Source organism: Streptacidiphilus sp. PB12-B1b, from assembly GCF_014084125.1.
GTDB lineage: Bacteria > Actinomycetota > Actinomycetes > Streptomycetales > Streptomycetaceae > Streptacidiphilus.
On the sequence record NZ_CP048405.1, the window covers coordinates 2,746,094 to 2,764,451 of the forward strand.

Sequence of the window (18,358 nt, forward strand, 5' to 3'; positions counted from 1 at the left end):
CGATCAGGATCGATGAGGAGCTCCGTTGGGTACCTTGCGCTGGCTGACGGCGGGAGAGTCGCACGGCCCCGCACTCGTGGCGACACTGGAGGGCCTTCCGGCCGGTGTGCCCGTCACCTCCGAGGTGGTCGCCGACGCGCTGGCGCGTCGCAGGCTGGGCTACGGCCGCGGCGCTCGGATGAAGTTCGAGCAGGACCAGGTGACCTTCCTGGGCGGCGTGCGGCACGGCCTGACCCTGGGCAGCCCGGTCGCGGTCATGGTCGGCAACACCGAGTGGCCCAAGTGGGACCAGGTCATGTCGGCCGACCCGGTCGACCCGGAGATCCTGGCCGGACTGGCCCGCAACGAGGCGCTGACCCGGCCCCGGCCCGGCCACGCCGACCTGGCCGGCATGCAGAAGTACTCGCTGGACGAGTCCCGGCCGATCCTGGAGCGCGCCAGCGCCCGGGAGACCGCCGCCAGGGTCGCGCTCGGCGCGGTCGCCCGCTCGTACCTCAAGGAGACCTGCGGCATCGAGCTGGTCTCGCACGTCGTGGAGCTGGGCGCGGCCAAGGCCCCCGCCGGGGTGCTGCCGCTGCCCGCCGACGAGGCCCGGCTGGACGCCGACCCGGTGCGCTGCCTGGACGCGGACGCCGCCAAGCGCATGGTCGCCGAGATCGACCAGGCCCACAAGGACGGCGACACCCTGGGCGGCGTGGTGGAGGTCCTGGCCTACGGCCTGCCGCCGGGCCTGGGCTCGCACGTGCACTGGGACCGCCGGCTGGACGCCCGGCTGGCCGCCGCGCTGATGGGCATCCAGGCGATCAAGGGCGTCGAGGTCGGCGACGGCTTCGAGCTGGCCCGCGTCCCCGGCTCCCAGGCCCACGACGAGATCCTCCCCGGCCCGGACGGGGTGCGCCGCGCCTCCGGCCGCTCCGGCGGCACCGAGGGCGGCCTGTCCACCGGCGAGCTGCTGCGGGTCCGCGCCGCGATGAAGCCCATCGCCACCGTCCCGCGCGCGCTGGCCACCATCGACGTGCGCACCGGCGAGCCGGCCAAGGCCCACCACCAGCGCTCCGACGTCTGCGCGGTGCCCGCCGCCGGGATCGTCGCCGAGGCGATGGTCGCCCTGGTGCTCGCCGACGCGGTCTGCGAGAAGTTCGGCGGCGACAACGTCAGCGAGACCCGCCGCAACGTGCAGGGCTACCTCGACCACCTGATCGTGCGATGAGCGGCGAGCCGGTGGAGCCGGTGGCACCGGTGGTGGTGCTGGTCGGGCCGCCCGGGTCCGGCAAGTCCACGGTGGGCGCGGTGCTGGCCGCCCGGCTGGGCGCGGAGTACCGCGACACCGACGCCGACATCGTCGCGGCGGCCGGGAAGCCGATCGCCGACATCTTCGTGGACGACGGGGAGCCGCACTTCCGCGAGCTGGAGGCGGCGGCGGTCCGCGCCGCCCTGGCCGGGCACGCGGGCGTGCTGGCGCTGGGCGGCGGCGCGGTGCTGCGCGCCGACACCCGCGAGCTGCTGGCCGGGCACCGGGTGGCCTTCCTGGAGGTCGGCCAGCACGACGCGATCAAGCGGGTCGGCCTGGACGCCCCGCGTCCGCTGCTGATCGGCAACCCCCGGGCGCGCTGGCGGGAGCTCATGGAGCAGCGCCGCCCCCTGTACACCGAGGTCGCCCGGGCGGTGGTCGCCACCGACGGCCTGACGCCCGATCAGGTCGCCGACGCGGTCCTCGAAGCACTGGAGCTGGAGAAGGCATGACGCACAGTCAGGACATCACCACGATCGCCGTCGGCGGCTCGGCCGGGACCGACCCGTACCAGGTGCTGGTCGGCCGCAACCTGCTGGGCGAGCTGTCCGGCCTGATCGGCATCGGCGCGCGCCGGGTCGCGGTGATCCACCCCGAGGCGCTGTCGGCGACCGGCGAGGCCATCCGCGACGACCTGGCCGCGCAGGGCTACCAGGCGTTCGCGCTGCAGGTGCCCAACGCGGAGGAGGCCAAGAGCGCCGAGGTGGCCGCGTACTGCTGGTCGGTGCTGGCGCAGACCGGCTTCACCCGCACCGACGCCATCGTCGGCGTCGGCGGCGGCGCCACCACCGACCTGGCCGGTTTCGTCGCGGCCAGCTGGCTGCGCGGGGTGCGCTGGATCGCCATGCCGACCACGGTGCTGGGCATGGTGGACGCGGCCGTGGGCGGCAAGACCGGCATCAACATCGCCGAGGGCAAGAACCTGGTGGGCGCGTTCCACCCGCCGGCCGGGGTGCTGGCGGACCTCGCCACGCTGGACACGCTGCCGCGCAACGACTACATCAGCGGCCTGGCCGAGGTCATCAAGACCGGTTTCATCGCCGACCCGGCGATCCTGGACCTGATCGAGTCCGACCCGCAGGACGCCACCAGCCCCGAGGGCGCGCACGCCACCGAGCTGATCGTCCGCTCGATCAAGGTCAAGGCCGAGGTGGTCTCCGGCGACCTGAAGGAGTCCGGCCGCCGGGAGATCCTCAACTACGGCCACACGCTGGCGCACGCCATCGAGCGCAACGAGCGCTACAAGTGGCGGCACGGCGCGGCGGTCAGCGTCGGCATGGTCTTCGCCGCCGAACTCGGGCGCCTGGCCGGGCGGTTGGACGATGCCACGGCCGACCGCCACCGCGCGGTGCTGGCCTCGGTCGGCCTGCCGCTGGGCTACCGGGCGGACGCCTGGCCGAAGTTGCTGGAGACCATGCGGCTGGACAAGAAGTCCCGCGCCGACATGCTGCGCTTCATCGTGCTGGACGGCCTCGCCAAGCCGACCGTGCTGGAGGCCCCGGACCCCTCGCTGCTGGTCGCCGCCTATGCGGAGGTCGGGAAGTGACGCAGCATCAGAAGGTGCTGGTGCTCAACGGCCCCAACCTGGGCAGGCTGGGCAGCCGCGAGCCGGACGTCTACGGTTCGACCTCGTACGCCGGGCTGGTGCAGCGCTGCACCAGCCTCGGCGAGGAGCTGGGCCTCGCGGTGGACGTCCGCGAGACCAACGACGAGGGCGAGATGATCCGCTGGCTGCACGAGGCGGCCGACGGAAGGCTGCCGGTGGTGATCAACCCCGGCGCGTTCACCCACTACTCGTACGCCATGCGGGACGCGGCCTCGCAGCGCACCGCGCCGCTGATCGAGGTGCACATCTCCAACCCGCACGCGCGCGAGGAGTTCCGGCACACCTCGGTGATCTCGGCGGTGGCCTCCGGCACCATCGCGGGTTTCGGCATCGGCTCCTACGAGCTGGCCCTGCGCGCCCTCGCCGACGCCTGACGCCCGGCGACCGACCCGACGCCCGGCGAACCGCGCCGTACCGCACGGTATCTTTGGTGTTGTCAGCCGGTCAGGCTCGGCTGCCGGTACGAGAGGTGGACGCGGTGAGCGACGGCCAGTACCCGTCCCTGCCCGCCGCACCGGACGGGCCGCCGCGGGCGACGCTGCGGCTGCGCGCGGTGCCCGAGAGCGCCGCCCGCCGCCAGGACGGGCCGCCGCCGGAGGCCGGGCAGCCCGCAGGCCGCCACCCCGCGCCGCCGGTGCCGACCGGGCACTTCCGGCTGCCCGCCCCGGACGCGGCCGCGCCGGGGCCGACCGCGGTGCTGCTGATCGGCCCGGCCGGGGCGGGCAAGACCTCGGTGGCTCGCTACTGGGCCGACCACCGGGCCGAGCCCACCGCGCACATCAGCCTGGACGACGTCCGCGAGTGGGTCCGCTCCGGCTTCGCGGACCCGCAGGCGGGCTGGAACGACCAGTGCGAGGCGCAGTACCGGCTGGCCCGGCGCACCTGCGGCTTCGCCGCCCGCAACCACCTGGCCAACGGCATCTCCTGCGTGATCGACGACGCCGTCTTCCCCGACCGCCCGGCCGTCGGCCTCGGCGGCTGGAAGCGCCACGTCGGCCCCGGCCTGCTGCCGGTGGTGCTGCTGCCGGGGCTGGACGTGGTGCTCGCCCGCAACGCCGAGCGCAGCGGCAACCGCCGGCTCAGCGACGAGACGGTCGCGCTGATCCACGGCCGGATGGCGGGCTGGTACGGCTCGGGGCTGCCCATCATCGACAACTCCCGGCTGGACGTCCCGGCCACCGCCGCCGCCCTGGACGGGGTGCTGGCGCACCACCGCGGCGGCTGGTAGCCGTCCCGTACGGCCGCCGTACGGCCCGCCCGAGCGGCGGCCCGGAGCGTCCGAACCTAGGCTCGTGCCCATGGCCGAAGTGCACACGGAACGGCGGGAGCGGCTGCGGGCGCGGTGCGCCGCGGCCGGGATCGACGCGGCGCTGGTCACCCGCCCGGTCAACGTCCGCTGGCTCACCGGCGCCGACGCGGTGCAGGCGCTGCTGCTGACCCGCGACGGCGTGGTCCTGGCCCCCGCCGAGGGCGTCCACCCCGAGCAGGGCGCGGCGGCCGACCAGCCCGAGGGCGTCGAGCTGCTGCGCGCCGCCCCCGGGGCGGACGCCGCCGCGCTGCTGGCCGCCCGCTGCCGCGGAGCGGTGCTGGGCTTCGAGGCGCACGACCTGACCGTACTGCGGCACCACGCGGTGGCCGCCGCGACCGGTGCCCGGCTGACCGACCTGGAGGGCGCGGTGGAGCGGTTGCGTGCGGTCAAGGACGAGGACGAGATCGCCCAGCTGCGGATCGCGGCCGAGATCGGCGACCAGGCGCTGGGCGAGCTGCTGGAGTCCATCCTGGTCGGCCGCACCGAGCGGCACTTGGCGATGGAGCTGGAGCGCCGGATGGTGGACCACGGCGCGGACGGCGCCGCCTACCCGGTGCGGGTGGGCAGCGGCGACCACTCCGGGCGCGCCGGGCACCGGGCCACCGACCGCCGGGTCGAGGACGGCGACTTCGTCACGGTCGCCCTCGGCGCCTGCTACCGGGGCTACCGCACCTCGGCGACCAGGACCTTCGTGGTCGGCCTGGCTCCCGCCGACTGGCAGGTCGAGCTGCACCGGCAGGTCTTCGAGGCCCAGCGGGCGGCCCGGGAGAGCCTGGTGGCGGGCGCCGCGCCGGACAGCGCCGAGCTGGCCGCCCGGCGGGTGCTGGACGCCGCCGGGCTGCTCGGGGAGGTCACCGGGCAGGGCATCGGGCTGGAGATCGCGGAGGCTCCGCGTCTGGGACTCCAGGAGTTGGGTAAGCTGGACAACCGTGTGCCGGTCACTGTTGCCGTGGGAGTCCATCTCCCGGGTCGCGGCGGGGTCCGGATCGAGGACACGCTCGTCGTTCGACCGTCCGAGGACGGTGGCCCCGAGCTGCTCACCATCACGACCAAGGAGCTCCTCGCCCTGTGATCCCGGTCCGCCGGGGTCCGTGGACACCGCATCTTGGTTCCTTGACAGCGATATGCAGGAGTTAGTGCGACCGTGGCTTCCACCAACGACCTCAAGAACGGCATGGTGCTCAAGCTCGACAACGGCCAGCTGTGGACCGTCGTCGAGTTCCAGCACGTCAAGCCCGGCAAGGGACCGGCCTTCGTGCGCACCAAGCTGAAGCACGTGCTCTCCGGCAAGGTCGTCGACAAGACCTTCAACGCCGGCGTCAAGGTCGAGACTGCCAGCGTCGACAAGCGCGGCATGCAGTTCTCGTACAAGGACGGCGAGGACTTCGTGTTCATGGACATGGACACCTACGACCAGATCCAGATCAGCCCCGCCGTCCTCGGCGACAACGCCCACTACCTCCTCGAGGGCTTCGAGGTCACGGTGGCGATGTACGAGGGCGCGCCGCTGTACGTGGAGCTGCCGGCCTCGGTCGAGCTGGTCATCGAGTACACCGAGCCCGGCGTCCAGGGCGACCGCTCCACCGGCGGTACCAAGCCCGCCCGCCTGGAGACCGGCTACGAGATCAACGTGCCGCTGTTCATCACCACCGGCGAGAAGATCAAGGTCGACACCCGCACCGGCGACTACCTCGGCCGGGTGAACTCCTAACCGTGTCCACCGCCCGCAACAAGGCCCGCACGCGTGCCTTCCAGATCCTCTTCGAGGCGGACCACCGGGGTGTGGCCCCGCAGTCGGTCCTGGCCGACTGGGTGCGCCGCTCCCGGACGCCGGACGAGGGCACGCCGCAGGTCAGCGAGTACACGATGGAGCTGGTGGAGGGCTACACCGCCCACGCCGCCCGGATCGACGACCTGCTGGCGACCTATGCCGTGGGCTGGACCCTGGACCGGATGCCCATCGTCGACCGCAACGTCCTGCGCCTGGGCGCCTACGAGCTGATCTGGGAGGACGGCGTCCCGGACGCGGTCGTCCTGGACGAGGCCGTGGAGATCGCCAAGGAGTTCTCCACGGACGAGTCGCCGGCGTTCGTCAACGGGCTGCTGGCCCGGCTGAAGGACCTCAAGCCCTCGCTGCGCGCCACCCGCGACTGACCTGGCGGTCCGCCGCCCGGGCCGGGCCACGCCCGGCACCCCCTCCGGGGAGGTGCCGGGCTTCGTGCTGTCCGCTGCCGGACGGCGGCTGACGGTGACGGCGGCTGACGGTGACGGCGGGTGACCGGTACGGGCGCGGGATCACTGCTGGTGATGTTTGGTGACATTCCTGTTACAGAGAGTCCGCATGGGGCAGGCGCTGGCGGGGAGGACGGCTGTGTCGGCCTTAGGGCCGCGGCAGTACCGCAGCTCAGCAGCTCCGAGGAGAAGCCCATGGCCAGGAACGCCCGCATCCGCTCGACGGTCCGCCCCGCCCGCTCCGTGCCCTGCCGGGTGCACGGGCTGCGCGAGCCGGCGCGCGCAGACCTGAGCGCGCCCGCGCCCACGCTGCTCGGCATCGTCACCAGCGCGGCGGACTTCGAGGCGCTGCGCAGCGCGGGCGGCACCGAGTACCCCGCGTACCGGGACTACCTGCGCGACATGGAGGCCCTGCTGGCCTCGCTGGTCGAGGCCGGGGGCGCGGTCAGCGGCCGGGCCTTCCACTGCGGCGACCTGGTCGACTACTGCACCCGCCGGGGGCTGCCGGTCGCCGACCCGCAGAGCCACAACGCCTACATCGGCGACCCGGCCGCCGAGGCCGAGTGGGTCCGGCACCAGGGCGAGCCGCTGCCGCAGTTCCTGCGGCGGCTGGCCAGGGCCCGCGAGCGCGCCCTGGTGCACCGGCAGCTCGACCGGCTGCTCAGCGAGACGGCCGAGGCCGCCGAGACCGGGGTCTTCCCGCTGGAGCTGCTGGTCCAGGCCCACCAGCACGGCACCGAGACGCTGCGGCGGATGCTGGCCGCCGCCGGGACCGGCCGGTACCGGATCGTCGCCGCGCTGCGCCCGCCGGAGGGCCCGGTGGAGGTCTGGGCCGAGCTGGAGCTCGACCGCGGAGCAGTGCTCTGGATCGAGGACGCCGATCTCGACGTGCTGGGCGCGCTGCTGTGCACCGGCTTCGCCCTGGGCCTGCCGGGCAGCGTGCTGCTGCTGGGGGAGTGCCCCGAGCGCGGCCCGGTCGCCCGCGGCTGGGACTTCGACGGGCGCGGCTTCGCCCGCCGCAGCGCTGCCGACGTCCTGCAGGAGCTGTCGCCGGGCGCCGCCGCCTGGGTGGCCGAAGACCCGGACGGGGCGGGCCCGGCGCAGCCGTGACCCCGGCCGGGCGGCCGGAGCGGCGGCGGGGCGACCCGCGCCAGGCCACCCGGCTGAGGGGACGTCATCCCCCTGCGCCGACCGGAGTGCAGGCGTCCGCGGCCCGTGTGACCATCGGAGGACGGCCGCCAACGACCGCCGCCGACGACCGCCGCCGACCGCGTCCGCAGGGAGCAGCACGTGACCGACCCGCAGTCCGACCCCGATCACGACAGCGATGCCGACCTGGACTTCGACATCGACTTCGACGGCATCGTGCAGACCCGGGACGTCCACCACCGGACCCTGTGCTTCCGCCGTCACCTGGACGTCCCGGTCGCGTCGGTGTGGCCCTACCTGGTCCGGCCGGAGCTGCTGTCCGGCTGGCTGGCCGCCGCCGACACGCTGGAGCCGGCCGAGGGCGGGGCGGTCGTGCTGCGCTGGCTGAACACCGACGACCTGGGCCGCTCCTCGGTGGCGACCGGGAGGGTCAGCGGCTACGACCCGCCGACGCTGATCGAGTACGACACCGATACCCACGGCCGGATCCACATCGAGCTGCAGGACGAGGGCGGCGGCTCCGCGCTGGCGCTGGAGGTGACCCTGCCCGCGCCGGTCGAGCGGCTGCCCACCCAGCTGGCGGGCTGGCACCTGCACCTGGACTACCTGGCGGAGGCACTGGAGGGCGATCCGGTGGACTGGTCCGACTGGGACCGCGACCTGGTCGAGCGCTGGCAGCCGCTGTACGAGTGGTACACCGCCCGCTACGGCGGCAGCTGACCGGGCCGGGCGGCGGATATCCGGCGGCGGATACCGGCTCGGGGCGTCACCCGGCCGCGAGGGCGCGCTCCAGCGGGGTGCGGAAGCGGGGGGTGACCCGGGCGGCGCCGACGAACGCGGCCAGCCGCCCGGCCTCGGCCGCGACCGCCGCCCCGGCCTCCCGGCCGACGTCCTCCAGCAGCCGCCAGACCAGCTCGCCGTCGGGGCGCTGGGCCCAGCCGCCGACGACGCGGCCGCCCCACCACACGGTCGGGCCGACGTTGCCGGTGCGGTCGAACAGCTGCGCGGCGTGCTGCGGCGGCAGGTACCAGCCGCGCTGCTGCCAGCCCATGGCGGTCGGGTCCAGCGCGGGCAGCAGCGCGGCGTACGGCTCGGGCTCGGGCGGCTGCTCGTCCCCGGGCAGGACGTACCCGTCGCCCTCGTCCAGCCGGACGCTCCGGGCGTCCACGGCGGCCAGCGCCCGGCGGGTGTCGCCGCGGTTCCAGCCGGTCCACCAGCCCAGATCCGCCTCGGTGCCCGGGCCGTAGCCGGCCAGCCAGCGGCGGGCCAGCTCGGCCCGGGCCTCGGCGGCGGGCAGCTCGGGCAGCGGCTCGGCCGGGGCCCAGCGGAACCGGCTGGAGGTCCACGAGCCGTCCGGCCGGTCGCGCCGGATCCTGTTCTCGGCGGCCAGCACCCGCAGCACCCGGGAGGCCACCGTCTGGGTGGTCTCATAGGGCTTGCCGACGGCCACGGCCACCCGCTCCCGCAGGGCGGGCACGGCCGCGCCCAGCTCGGCGCCGGTCAGCGGCGGGCCCTCGGCCAGGCAGGCGTGCACGGCCTGCTCGGCCCGCGCCAGCCAGGCCGCGTCCCAGCCGCCGCCGTCCGCCAGGTGGGCCAGCAGGTTCCGGCGCTCGCGGGCGGCGACGGCCCGGGCGGCGGCGGAGTCCACCACCGGGGCCAGGTCGCGGCCGACCACGAACATGGTCCGGCGCATGGCCAGCAGCCGGACCAGGGTGAGGTCCTGGTACAGAGCCCGTTCCACGGCGTCCGGCGCCGGTGCGGCCAGCCGGGCGGCGGCGGCCAGGTAGACCGTGGCCGGGTCGGTGGCGTGCAGCCCCACCAGCGCGTCGGCGACCTGCTCCGGGGTGTCCGCCCGGGCTGCGGGGGCCAGCAGGTGGCGGGTGGCGAGCCGGGCCCGGCGCTGGGCGGCGGTGATCTGCATGCGGCGGCGGCCCTTCCGGCCCGGGCGGACGTGACACCGGCAGTCTGCCACCCCGGCGCCCGGTCGGCCCGCAGGCCGGATCGGGGGTCGGGAGGCCGGGGCTGCCGCAGTTATTGATGGTTCGTCAGATTCTGGTTAGCCTCCCCTGGTCCGGCCGGTTCCGGGCCCGAGAGGAGCAGCCATGCCCGAGGTGTCCGTCCACGCGGTCCTGCCCGCCCCCGCCGACAAGGTCTGGGCGGTCCTCGGCGACCTCGCCCGCTTCGGCGAGTGGAACGCCGTCCACGCCGCCTTCCCCGGCGGCGCCCCGGCCGCGCCGGCGGTCGGCACGGTCTACGCGGAGCGGATGACCCTGATGGGCATGCCCGCCGAGGTGTCCTGGACGGTCGCGGCGCTGGAGCCGGGCCGCGAGCTGGCGCTGGCCGGCAAGGGCCCGATGGGCATCGCCCTGGGCCAGCGCTACCTGCTGGAGCCCGAGGGCGAGGGCACCCGGGTGACCGTGCAGAGCACCTTCACCGGCGCCGCGGTCAACCTGATGGCGGCCCGGATCAAGGACGCCACGACGGTGGCGCTGGACGACTCGCTGCGCCGGCTGTCCGCGCTGGTGGCCTGAGCCCCGGGCCTGACGGGCCGTCGGCCGTCGCGCGCGGGCGGTGCCGCGCCGGGGCCCGGTCGTCTAGGGTGCGGGGTATGCCCACAGCACTCATCACCGGCGCCAGCGCCGGCATCGGCGCGGCCTTCGCCCGTCGCCTGGCCGCCGACGGCCTCGGCCTGGTCCTGGTCGCCCGCGATCCCGAGCGGCTGGCGCGGACCGCCGCCGAGCTGTCCGGGCGCCATGGCACGGCCGTCGAGGTGCTCGCCGCCGACCTGGCCGGGGACGAGGGCATCGCCGCCGTCGAGGCGCGGCTGGCGGATCCGGAGCGCCCGGTCGACCTGCTGGTCAACAATGCCGGATTCGGCCTGCGGGACAGCTTCCTGGAGTCCGACCTCGACGACGAGCTGGCCATGGTGAAGCTGCACGTCGAGGCGGTGCTGCGGCTCACCCGCGCCGTCCTGCCGGGGATGCGCGGGCGCGGGCGCGGCTATGTGGTGAACGTCGCCTCGGTGGCGGCCTTCGTGCCGCGTGGGACGTACGGCGCGAGCAAGTCGTGGGTGGTCGGCTTCAGCCAGAGCACGGCCCGCGACCTGGCCGGCAGCGGCGTGCGGGTGATGGCGCTGTGCCCGGGCTTCACCCGCACCGAGTTCCACGACCGGGGCGGGATCGACATGACCCGGCTGCGCGGCTGGATGTGGCTCTCGGCGGAGCAGGTGGTGGACGAGGCGCTGCGCGACCTGGCCCGGGGCCGGTCGGTGAGCGTCCCCGGGGCGCAGTACAAGGCCCTGATCGCCGCGGTCCGCAGGGTTCCGCTGGAGGCGCTGGTGGGCCTGTCGGCCCGGGGCGGCCGCCGGCTGGACCACCGCTGAGGGGCGCGGTGGCGGACTCGGGCCGGAGCCGAACCGGTACTTGCGAACCCGTCCCGCGTACAGCGGACGAGCTGTACGCTGAAGACATGTCGAAGCACATCACCATCCGGGTGGACGAGGAGTTCCACGCCCGGCTGGCCGCCCGCGCCGCCGCCGAGGGCACGACGATCACCGCGCTGGTGACCGCGGTCGCCAAGCGCGAGCTCGACGCCGACCGGCAGCGTTTCCTGGACGCCGCCGCCGAGTTCAACACCGCCGAGAACTGGGCCTACTTCCAGGAGCGGTTCGGGCGGAAGAGCGCGTGAAAGCGGACGAAGCCTGGGCCTGGAACGTCCTCGCGCACCATCTGCCGTCCGACCCCACGGTGTGGGATCCGTCCGGCATCAGCGCCGCGATCGCCCGGCACGCCAGCGACGTGGTGCTGGTGGCCGACGAGGAGCCGCGCGACATCTGCTGGCGCGCGGCGGCCCTGCTGCACACCCTGGCCGTGTGCCCGCCGCTGGACAGCCCGATGAACGAGTTCTACGCGGCCACCCTCACCCGCTCCTACCTGGTCATGGCCGGGATCGAGCAGCTGCCCAACAGCTTCGCCCTGGCCGACCTGGTGGAGCACGCCAAGGAGCGCCGGGCCGACCTCTTCGCCACCGCCGAGGCGCTGCGCAAGCTCACCGACCTGGCCTGACCGGCGCGCTGCGGGCGAAGGCGCGTTCGGGTCGGCCCGGTACACCACTCGTTCGGGCAGCGGACGCCCCGACGCCTGTGGTGTCGGGGTGGTTTTCGGGCCATAGGGGTGGATCCTTCCCTATGCATGCCCAAATCAGGACTGTTTACTGCGAACCGATGGGTACGGTGTCTGCGTCACAGCAGACACACAGTCACACAGTCGTACCGGTAAGCATCTGCGGTACGCAGTCGCAGCAAGGGAAGGCCTGGTGACACCGTATGGGTTCGCTATCGCGCAGGAACGTCCTGACCGGGAGTGCGGTGGCCGCCGCAGCCGCCCTCGGCGTGTCCGGCTGCGCCGACGGCAAGCGCACCGCCTCCGGTGACGCCCGCCCCGGCGACGCGACCACCCCGCGCCACCCGGCCGGGAGCCCCCGGCCCGCCGTCCGGCTGATCGGCGACGGCTCCACCTCGGACACCGGCCCGCAGCCGCACCAGCCCGTCCCCGAGCGGCTCGAGCCCGGCCAGCAGCCGCCGCAGTTCGTGGTCTTCTCCTGGGACGGCGCGGGCGAGGACAGCAAGCAGCTGTTCTCGCACTACCGGAAGGTCGCCCAGGAGACCGGCGCGACCATGACTTTCTTCCTCTCCGGGATCTACGTCCTCCCGGAGGGCAAGAAGGACATGTACCTGCCGCCGGGCCACCAGCCCGGGGCCTCCGCCATCGGCTACCTGAAGGACGAGCACATCCGGGCCACCCTGCAGCAGGTCGGTCCGGCCTGGCTGGAGGGCCACGAGATCGGCACCCACTTCAACGGGCACTTCTGCGACGCCGGCAACGGCGTCGGCAACTGGACCCCGGACCAGTGGCACAGCGAGATCGAACAGGCCGTCGGCTTCGTCACCAACTGGAAGACCAACACCGGCTTCAGCGACATGGAGGCGCTGCCCTTCGACTACCGCAAGGAGCTGATCGGCAGCCGCACCCCCTGCCTGCTCGGCCAGGACCGGCTGCTGCCCACCGCCCGGGCGCTCGGCTGGAAGTACGACGCCAGCTCGCCCGGCGGGCTGCAGGTCTGGCCGGACAAGCGCGGCGGCCTGTGGGACTTCCCGCTGCAGGGCATCCCGTTCCCGGGCCACAGCTTCGAGGTCCTGTCGATGGACTACAACATGATGGCCAACCAGTCCAACGCCAGCATCAACGGCGACCCGGCGATGCGCCCCTACTGGCAGCAGCAGGCGTACGGCTCGTACATGGCCGGCTTCAACCGCGCGTACACCACCAACCGCGCGCCCATGTACATCGGCAACCACTTCGAGAGCTGGAACGGCGGCATCTACATGAACGCCGTCGAGCAGGCCCTGCGCGAGATCGCCTCCAAGCCCGACGTGCGGCTGGTGTCGTTCCGTCAGCTGGTGGAGTGGCTGGACGCCCAGGACCCGCAGGTGCTGGCCAAGCTGCGCACGCTGAACGTCGGCCAGAAGCCGGCCGACTGGCGCGACTACACCGGCGGCTCCGCCATGTCCGCCCCGCAGACCCCGGGCGGCGGCGCCCCGGCGGGCTCCACCGCCGTCGGCGGCGGCACGCTGACCGCGCCGCAGCCGGCCGTACACGCCTGACCGGGCGGCCGTCACTTGGAGACGATCGCCCCGCCCTCGACGACCTTGACGACGCCCGCGCCGTAGCGGGCGTCGAAGGCCCGCTGCTGCGCGGCGCTGCCGGTGTCGGTGGTCACGATCACCGCGCAGTGGACGCCGTTGGTGGTCCCGCGCGAGTTGACCACCACGCCGTGGCCGCGCCAGTAGCCGAGGTCCTGGGTGATCCGGGCCAGCAGCTGGTGCTGGCGCGCGTAGGAGTAGCGGGCGGTGACGAAGGCCAGCCGGGTCGGACCGGCCAGCCGGCGCGCGGCGGCGTCCAGCCGGGGATCGGGCAGCCGGAAGACCACCAGCTGGCCGTGCGGGTCGTCCACCAGGATCGAGGCGTAGGCGGTGCCGAAGTTCCGCTGCAGGTACGGCGCCAGCCGCTGCGCGGTGGCGTCCAGCCCGGCCCCGGCGACCGGGGTCTGGGCCGGGCTGGAGCCGGCGCCGGGCCGGTGGCCGGAGCGTCGGCCGTGGCCGCCGGACCGCCCGTGCCCGGCGCTGTGCGACGGCCCGGGCCCCGGGCCGGTGCCCGGCCGGGCGGAGGCGACCGCCGCCGGGGTGCCGCTGCGGGCGGACACCAGCGCGGTGCCGCCGGTGCCGCCGGTGTGCCGGGCGCAGGCGGCCGCTCCGGCCAGCGTCAGCGCCGCCGTCAGCGCCGCTCCCGCCAGCAGCCTGCCGCCGCGTCTGCTGGTCACTGCTCTCCGCATGGGTCCCCCGGCCGTTGCTCGTCGTCGTGTCGGACCGTCCGGAAAGGACGTCCTTCTGAGTGACAGTGTGACGCCCCACGGCGGCCGGTGGTTCCCCGGATCTGCCCTTCGCGCCGTTCAGCCTCCTTTCAGCTCACTCCCACCCGCCGATCGGCGGGGGTGGCCCAGACCCTGGAGGGACGCGATCGGCCCGCCGCCGCCGCCATGCTGGTGTAACGGGAACGCGAATGCCCCACCGCCTGCCGGCGCCACCCGCCGCGGCCGCATCAGCCCGGCGTCGCCGTCCCCCTCCGCCTCTTTCCCTGCAGACCTCGCACCGGAGCCGTAGCAGATGTCTCAAGCCGCAGCCGTGCCCGTTGCCCAGCGCGCCGGCGCCCTCACGGCCGTCTGGTACCTGCGCCTGGTGGGATGCCTCAACATCCTCGGCGGGGTGTCGGCGTCCTTCCGCGACCAGGTCCAGGACCACAACGTCGGCGACTTCTACACGCCGTTCCTGCTCACCGCCGGATTCGCCTCCGGCGCCTTCGCGCTGTTCCTGTCGGTCATGATGAACCGTCACAAGCGGGCGGCCTGGATCGCCAACGCGGTGCTCTCCGGGCTGTTCCTGCTGGAGCTGGCGGTGGCCCTGGTGCGGCACCCCTCGGTGCGCGAGCACCCCTTCAACTGGATGACGGCGGCGGCCACCCTGCTGTTCGCGGTCGCGCTGCTGATCGGCCGCCGCGACTTCCGGGCCAGGGGCGACCGCTCCAACCCCGGTCTGGCGCTGGGCGTGCTGGCCTTCGGCAGCGCGCTGATCCTGGCGGTCGGCGCGCTGCTGGTCGGGCTGACCAACAGCGAGAGCGGCTCCACCCTCGGCGAGCGGCTGCGCTACGTGCTGCTGCGGGTGGTCACCCTGGGCCTGAACGGCCCCGGGGACCTGCACGTAGACGTGCCGCGCTGGGTGGACGTCTCGGTCAACGTGCTCAGCGTCGGCGTCCTGCTCGCCGTGCTGTACGCGCTGTTCCGCGCCCCCAAGGGCAAGGAGTACCTCGCCCCGCAGGACGAGGCCCGGCTGCGCGAGCTGCTGGAGCGGCACGGCGACCGCGACTCGCTGGGCTACTTCGCGCTGCGCCGCGACAAGTCCGTGGTCTTCTCGCCGTCCGGCAAGGCCGCCGTCACCTACCGGGTTCTCGGCGGGGTGTCGCTGGCCTCCGGCGACCCGATCGGGGACGTCGAGGCGTGGCCCGGCGCGATCGAGTGCTGGCTGCGGCAGGCCCGCGAGAACGCCTGGGTCCCGGCGGTCACCGGGGCCAGCGAGGAGGGCGGCATCGTCTACGCCCGGCACGGCCTGGACGCGCTGGAGCTGGGCGACGAGGCCATCGTCGAGGTCTCCGAGTTCACCCTGGAGGGGCGGGCCATGCGCAACGTCCGCCAGGCACACAAGAAGGTCCGCCGGGCGGGCTACAGCGTGATGCTGCGCCGCCACGCCGAGATCCGCGACGAGGAGATGGAGACCCTGCTGCACCTGGCCGACCAGTGGCGGGACGGGCAGACCGAGCGCGGCTTCTCGATGGCGCTGGGACGCCTCGGCGACCCGGGCGACGGCCAGTGCGCGATGCTGGAGTGCCGGGACAGCGAGGGCCGGCTGCGGGCGCTGCTGAGCTTCGTCCCCTGGGGCGAGCACGGGCTCTCGCTGGACCTGATGCGCCGCGACCGCGAGGCCGACAACGGCCTGTTGGAGTTCATGGTCATCGAACTGCTGCTGGGCGCGCAGCAGTTGGGCATCGAGCGGGTCTCGCTGAACTTCGCGGTGTTCCGCGCGGTCTTCGAGCGCGGCTCCCGGCTGGGGGCCGGTCCGTTCCTGCGGGCCTGGCGCTCGGTGCTGCTGTTCGTGTCGCGCTGGTGGCAGATCGAGTCGCTGTACCGGGCCAACGCCAAGTACCGGCCGCGCTGGGAACCCCGCTACCTGCTGTTCGAGCGCAGCCGCGACCTGCCCAGGATCGCCCTGGTCAACGCCTGCGCTGAGGGCTTCATCACCGCGCCCCGGCTGCCCTCGCTGTTCGGCCGCCGGCACCGGGCCGAGGCCGCGGCCGAGACCCCGGTGCTGCAGCGCGCCGCCTGAACGCCCGGCGCGGGGCGGTGGCAGCCGCCGCCGTCCCGCGCCGGGGTGCACCGGCCGTCCTCCACCGGACGGGACCGACGCCGTGTGGGCGGCCCGGTCCCGGGGAGCCCCGCCGGGCCTGCCCAGGCCCGGCCCGGCCCTACCGGTGGAGGCGGTCGGCTTCTGCGCTGTGTGCCGCGAGCGGCGCCGGAAGCGGCGCCGACGGGACGGCGTCCACCCGGGTGACCCGGTCGGCCCTGGCCGCCCGGTCCGCCGCCCGGTCCGCAGGAGCCCGGTCCGCCACCGCCCGGTCCGCCGCTGCCGCGCGGGCGGGCAGCACGGCCTGCACCACGAAGCCGCCGTTCCAGGTCGGACGGCAGTCCAGGGTGCCGCCGAGCTGCTGGGCCCGCTCGCGCAGGCCGATCAGCCCGTGGCCGCCGCCGGGCAGCAGCAGCGGCTCCGCGCCCGGCTCGGGCGGCCCGTTGCGCACCTGGACCACCAGCGCGCCGCCCTGCGCCCGCAGCCGCACCACCACCTCCGAGCCGGGCGCGTGCTTGCGGACGTTGGTCAGCGCCTCCTGCACCGTCCGGTAGGCGGCCCGCTCCACCGGCTCGGGCCAGCGGGCCGGCGCGGTGACGTCCGGCGCGGAGTCCAGCCGGGCGTCGACACCGCCGGCGGCCACCAGCCGGGGCAGGTCGGCCAGGGTCGGCTGCGGGCTCAGCTCCCGGCCCCCGCCCCCGGCGGCGCGCAGCACGCCGACCATCTGCCGCAGCTCCTCCAGCGTCTTCACCGACAGTTGACGGATCGTCAGCGCGCCCTCGACGGTGGCCTCCGGATCGTCCGCGCGGACCTGCAGCACGCCCGCCTGGATGGAGATCAGGCTGACCTGGTGCGAGACCACGTCGTGCATCTCCCGGGCCAGCCGGGCGCGTTCCATGGAGAGCACGCTCTGCGCCAGCAGCTCCTGCTCCCGCGCCTGACCCCGCGTCAACTCGTCCAGCCGGACCGCCAGTTCCTGCCTGGTCTGGACCAGCAGCCCGAGGGCGACCGGGGCGGCGGCGGTGAGCAGCGAGTACAGCGCGGACAGCACCGTGGTCCGGTCCCAGCCGATGGAGTAGTCGAAGACCGGCCAGGGCACGAACTGCACCAGCGCCACCAGCAGCGCGCACAGCGCCACCACCCAGCGCCTGCGGACGCAGGTCGCCACCGTGTAGAGGGCCAGCATGGGCGCCAGCCAGATGTAGCTGAGCTGCATCCCGGGCATGGTCAGCAGCAGCACCAGCACCGGTCGGCGCCGCCGCAGCAGCAGGGCGGCGGCGGCCAGCAGCGAGGTGGACATCTGCACGAACGAGCCGAGGTCGTTGGCGAGCAGCGCGTCCAGCACCGCCAGCGCGGCCGGGACCGGGAGGGTCACCCAGGACCGCAGGTACCAGCGCGGGGAGTCGCTCACGACCGGCGCCCCGGCGCGCCGGAGCCGCCTCCGGACGCGCCCGGGGTGCCCGGTTGGCCGGGCTGCTGACCCGCCGTGCCCGGCTGCTGGCCCGCCGTGCCCGGCTGGCCCGGACCGCCGCCCGCCGCCTGCTCCGGGCCGCCGAGCAGCCCGGCCTGGTGCGCGAAGACGGCGGCCTGCACCCGGTTGGCGGTGCCCAGCTTGGCCAGGATGGCGCTGATGTGGTCCTTGACCGTGCCGGTGCTGAGGAACAGCCGGGCGGCGATGTCCGCGTTGGACAGCCCCTCGCCGAGCAGCGCCAGCACGTCCAGCTCCCTGGTGGTCATGGAGCGCAGCCGGTCGGCGGTGTGCCGGTCGGGGCCGGAGTCCAGGTAGCCGGCGATGACGGTGTCGGTGACGGCGGGGGAGAGCACCCGGCCGCCGCCCGCCAGCACCCGCACGGCGTGCTTCAGGTGCTCCGGGTCGGTGTCCTTGAGCAGGAAGCCCCCGGCCCCGGCCCGCAGCGCGGTGCCGATGTACTCGTCGGTGTCGAAGGTGGTGAGCATGGCCACGGCCGGCGGCCGGGGCAGCGCCCGCAGGGTCCGCAGCACGGTCAGGCCGTCCACGTCGGGCATCCGGATGTCGAGGAGGACCACGTCGGGGGAGTGGCGGTCCACGGTCTCCAGGGCCTCGCCGCCGGAGCAGGTGGCGACGACCTCGATGTCGGGAGCCGAGCCCACGATCAGGCTCAGGCCCGACCGTACGAGTGTCTCGTCGTCGACGACGACCACACGGATCAACGTGATCTCTCCTCGGTGCTGCTCATACGCGTGTCCGCGATGGACTTCTGCGGTGGACGGTCTGCGGCGCCG

Annotated in this window: 20 protein-coding genes; 16 read left to right on the forward strand and 4 right to left on the reverse strand. The window is 74.5% G+C overall.

Annotation, left to right across the window (positions count from 1 at the left end; translation table 11 throughout):
* Positions 1 to 25 precede the first annotated feature (25 nt).
* From aroC to GXW83_RS12500, 10 genes are all read left to right on the forward strand, one after another.
* The gene (gene aroC / locus GXW83_RS12455; protein ID WP_182443136.1) at positions 26 to 1,210 is read left to right on the forward strand and encodes a chorismate synthase; all 1,185 of its coding nucleotides are present in this window, start codon (positions 26 to 28) and stop codon (positions 1,208 to 1,210) included.
* Complete coding sequence (locus tag GXW83_RS12460) at positions 1,207 to 1,743, forward strand: shikimate kinase (RefSeq protein ID WP_182443137.1); 537 nt, start codon at positions 1,207 to 1,209, stop codon at positions 1,741 to 1,743. The genes aroC and GXW83_RS12460 overlap by 4 nt, the downstream gene beginning before the upstream one ends.
* Entirely contained in the window at positions 1,740 to 2,837 is a 1,098-nt protein-coding gene (gene aroB / locus GXW83_RS12465; RefSeq protein WP_182443138.1) for a 3-dehydroquinate synthase, read from the forward strand. The genes GXW83_RS12460 and aroB overlap by 4 nt, the downstream gene beginning before the upstream one ends.
* Positions 2,834 to 3,271, forward strand: a complete 438-nt coding sequence (gene aroQ / locus GXW83_RS12470) for a type II 3-dehydroquinate dehydratase (protein WP_182443139.1) — start codon at positions 2,834 to 2,836, stop codon at positions 3,269 to 3,271. The genes aroB and aroQ overlap by 4 nt, the downstream gene beginning before the upstream one ends.
* A gap of 104 nt (positions 3,272 to 3,375) precedes the next feature.
* Positions 3,376 to 4,125 carry an AAA family ATPase gene (locus tag GXW83_RS12475; protein WP_370466651.1) on the forward strand — a complete coding sequence of 250 codons (750 nt, stop codon included), beginning with the start codon at positions 3,376 to 3,378 and terminating at the stop codon, positions 4,123 to 4,125.
* A 70-nt stretch (positions 4,126 to 4,195) separates the two neighbouring features.
* Positions 4,196 to 5,278, forward strand: coding sequence for a Xaa-Pro peptidase family protein (locus GXW83_RS12480; RefSeq protein ID WP_182443140.1), 1,083 nt, complete (start codon positions 4,196 to 4,198; stop codon positions 5,276 to 5,278).
* Positions 5,279 to 5,350: 72 nt separating this feature from the next.
* A complete protein-coding gene (gene efp, locus GXW83_RS12485; RefSeq protein ID WP_182443141.1) occupies positions 5,351 to 5,917 on the forward strand; it encodes an elongation factor P in 567 nt (188 codons plus the stop codon).
* Positions 5,918 to 5,919: 2 nt separating this feature from the next.
* Complete coding sequence (nusB, locus tag GXW83_RS12490; protein WP_182443142.1) at positions 5,920 to 6,360, forward strand: transcription antitermination factor NusB; 441 nt, start codon at positions 5,920 to 5,922, stop codon at positions 6,358 to 6,360.
* A 273-nt stretch (positions 6,361 to 6,633) separates the two neighbouring features.
* Complete coding sequence (locus tag GXW83_RS12495) at positions 6,634 to 7,548, forward strand: hypothetical protein (RefSeq protein WP_182443143.1); 915 nt, start codon at positions 6,634 to 6,636, stop codon at positions 7,546 to 7,548.
* A 180-nt stretch (positions 7,549 to 7,728) separates the two neighbouring features.
* A complete protein-coding gene (locus tag GXW83_RS12500) occupies positions 7,729 to 8,307 on the forward strand; it encodes an SRPBCC domain-containing protein (RefSeq protein ID WP_182443144.1) in 579 nt (192 codons plus the stop codon).
* Positions 8,308 to 8,353: 46 nt separating this feature from the next.
* Here the strand turns inward: GXW83_RS12500 and GXW83_RS12505 are convergent, their stop codons facing one another.
* Positions 8,354 to 9,508: a winged helix DNA-binding domain-containing protein gene (locus GXW83_RS12505; protein ID WP_182443145.1), complete on the reverse strand. Its 1,155-nt coding sequence runs from the start codon at positions 9,506 to 9,508 to the stop codon at positions 8,354 to 8,356.
* Between the two features lie 181 nt (positions 9,509 to 9,689).
* Between GXW83_RS12505 and GXW83_RS12510 the strand changes: the two genes are divergently transcribed.
* The 5 genes from GXW83_RS12510 to GXW83_RS12530 all read left to right on the forward strand — a co-directional run bounded on the left by GXW83_RS12510 (position 9,690) and on the right by GXW83_RS12530 (position 13,249).
* Positions 9,690 to 10,118: an SRPBCC family protein gene (locus GXW83_RS12510; RefSeq protein WP_182443146.1), complete on the forward strand. Its 429-nt coding sequence runs from the start codon at positions 9,690 to 9,692 to the stop codon at positions 10,116 to 10,118.
* Between the two features lie 77 nt (positions 10,119 to 10,195).
* Positions 10,196 to 10,969, forward strand: a complete 774-nt coding sequence (locus GXW83_RS12515) for an SDR family oxidoreductase (protein ID WP_182443147.1) — start codon at positions 10,196 to 10,198, stop codon at positions 10,967 to 10,969.
* An 86-nt stretch (positions 10,970 to 11,055) separates the two neighbouring features.
* The gene (locus tag GXW83_RS12520) at positions 11,056 to 11,274 is read left to right on the forward strand and encodes a toxin-antitoxin system HicB family antitoxin (protein WP_182443148.1); all 219 of its coding nucleotides are present in this window, start codon (positions 11,056 to 11,058) and stop codon (positions 11,272 to 11,274) included.
* Complete coding sequence (locus GXW83_RS12525) at positions 11,271 to 11,651, forward strand: hypothetical protein (protein ID WP_182443149.1); 381 nt, start codon at positions 11,271 to 11,273, stop codon at positions 11,649 to 11,651. Before GXW83_RS12520 ends, GXW83_RS12525 begins: the two co-directional genes overlap by 4 nt.
* A gap of 260 nt (positions 11,652 to 11,911) precedes the next feature.
* On the forward strand, positions 11,912 to 13,249 hold the full coding sequence (locus GXW83_RS12530; protein ID WP_182443150.1) for a hypothetical protein: 1,338 nt from the start codon (positions 11,912 to 11,914) through the stop codon (positions 13,247 to 13,249).
* Positions 13,250 to 13,260: 11 nt separating this feature from the next.
* Here the strand turns inward: GXW83_RS12530 and GXW83_RS12535 are convergent, their stop codons facing one another.
* On the reverse strand, positions 13,261 to 13,965 hold the full coding sequence (locus GXW83_RS12535; RefSeq protein WP_182443151.1) for a hypothetical protein: 705 nt from the start codon (positions 13,963 to 13,965) through the stop codon (positions 13,261 to 13,263).
* 343 nt (positions 13,966 to 14,308) lie between these two features.
* Between GXW83_RS12535 and GXW83_RS12540 the strand changes: the two genes are divergently transcribed.
* A complete protein-coding gene (locus GXW83_RS12540) occupies positions 14,309 to 16,078 on the forward strand; it encodes a phosphatidylglycerol lysyltransferase domain-containing protein (RefSeq protein WP_182443152.1) in 1,770 nt (589 codons plus the stop codon).
* A gap of 139 nt (positions 16,079 to 16,217) precedes the next feature.
* Here GXW83_RS12540 and GXW83_RS12545 read toward each other — a convergent pair whose 3' ends face one another.
* Together GXW83_RS12545 and GXW83_RS12550 are read right to left on the reverse strand one after the other, a co-directional pair.
* Complete coding sequence (locus GXW83_RS12545; protein WP_225446930.1) at positions 16,218 to 17,507, reverse strand: sensor histidine kinase; 1,290 nt, start codon at positions 17,505 to 17,507, stop codon at positions 16,218 to 16,220.
* Complete coding sequence (locus tag GXW83_RS12550; RefSeq protein ID WP_370466875.1) at positions 17,504 to 18,277, reverse strand: response regulator; 774 nt, start codon at positions 18,275 to 18,277, stop codon at positions 17,504 to 17,506. The genes GXW83_RS12545 and GXW83_RS12550 overlap by 4 nt, the downstream gene beginning before the upstream one ends.
* Positions 18,278 to 18,358 lie beyond the last annotated feature (81 nt).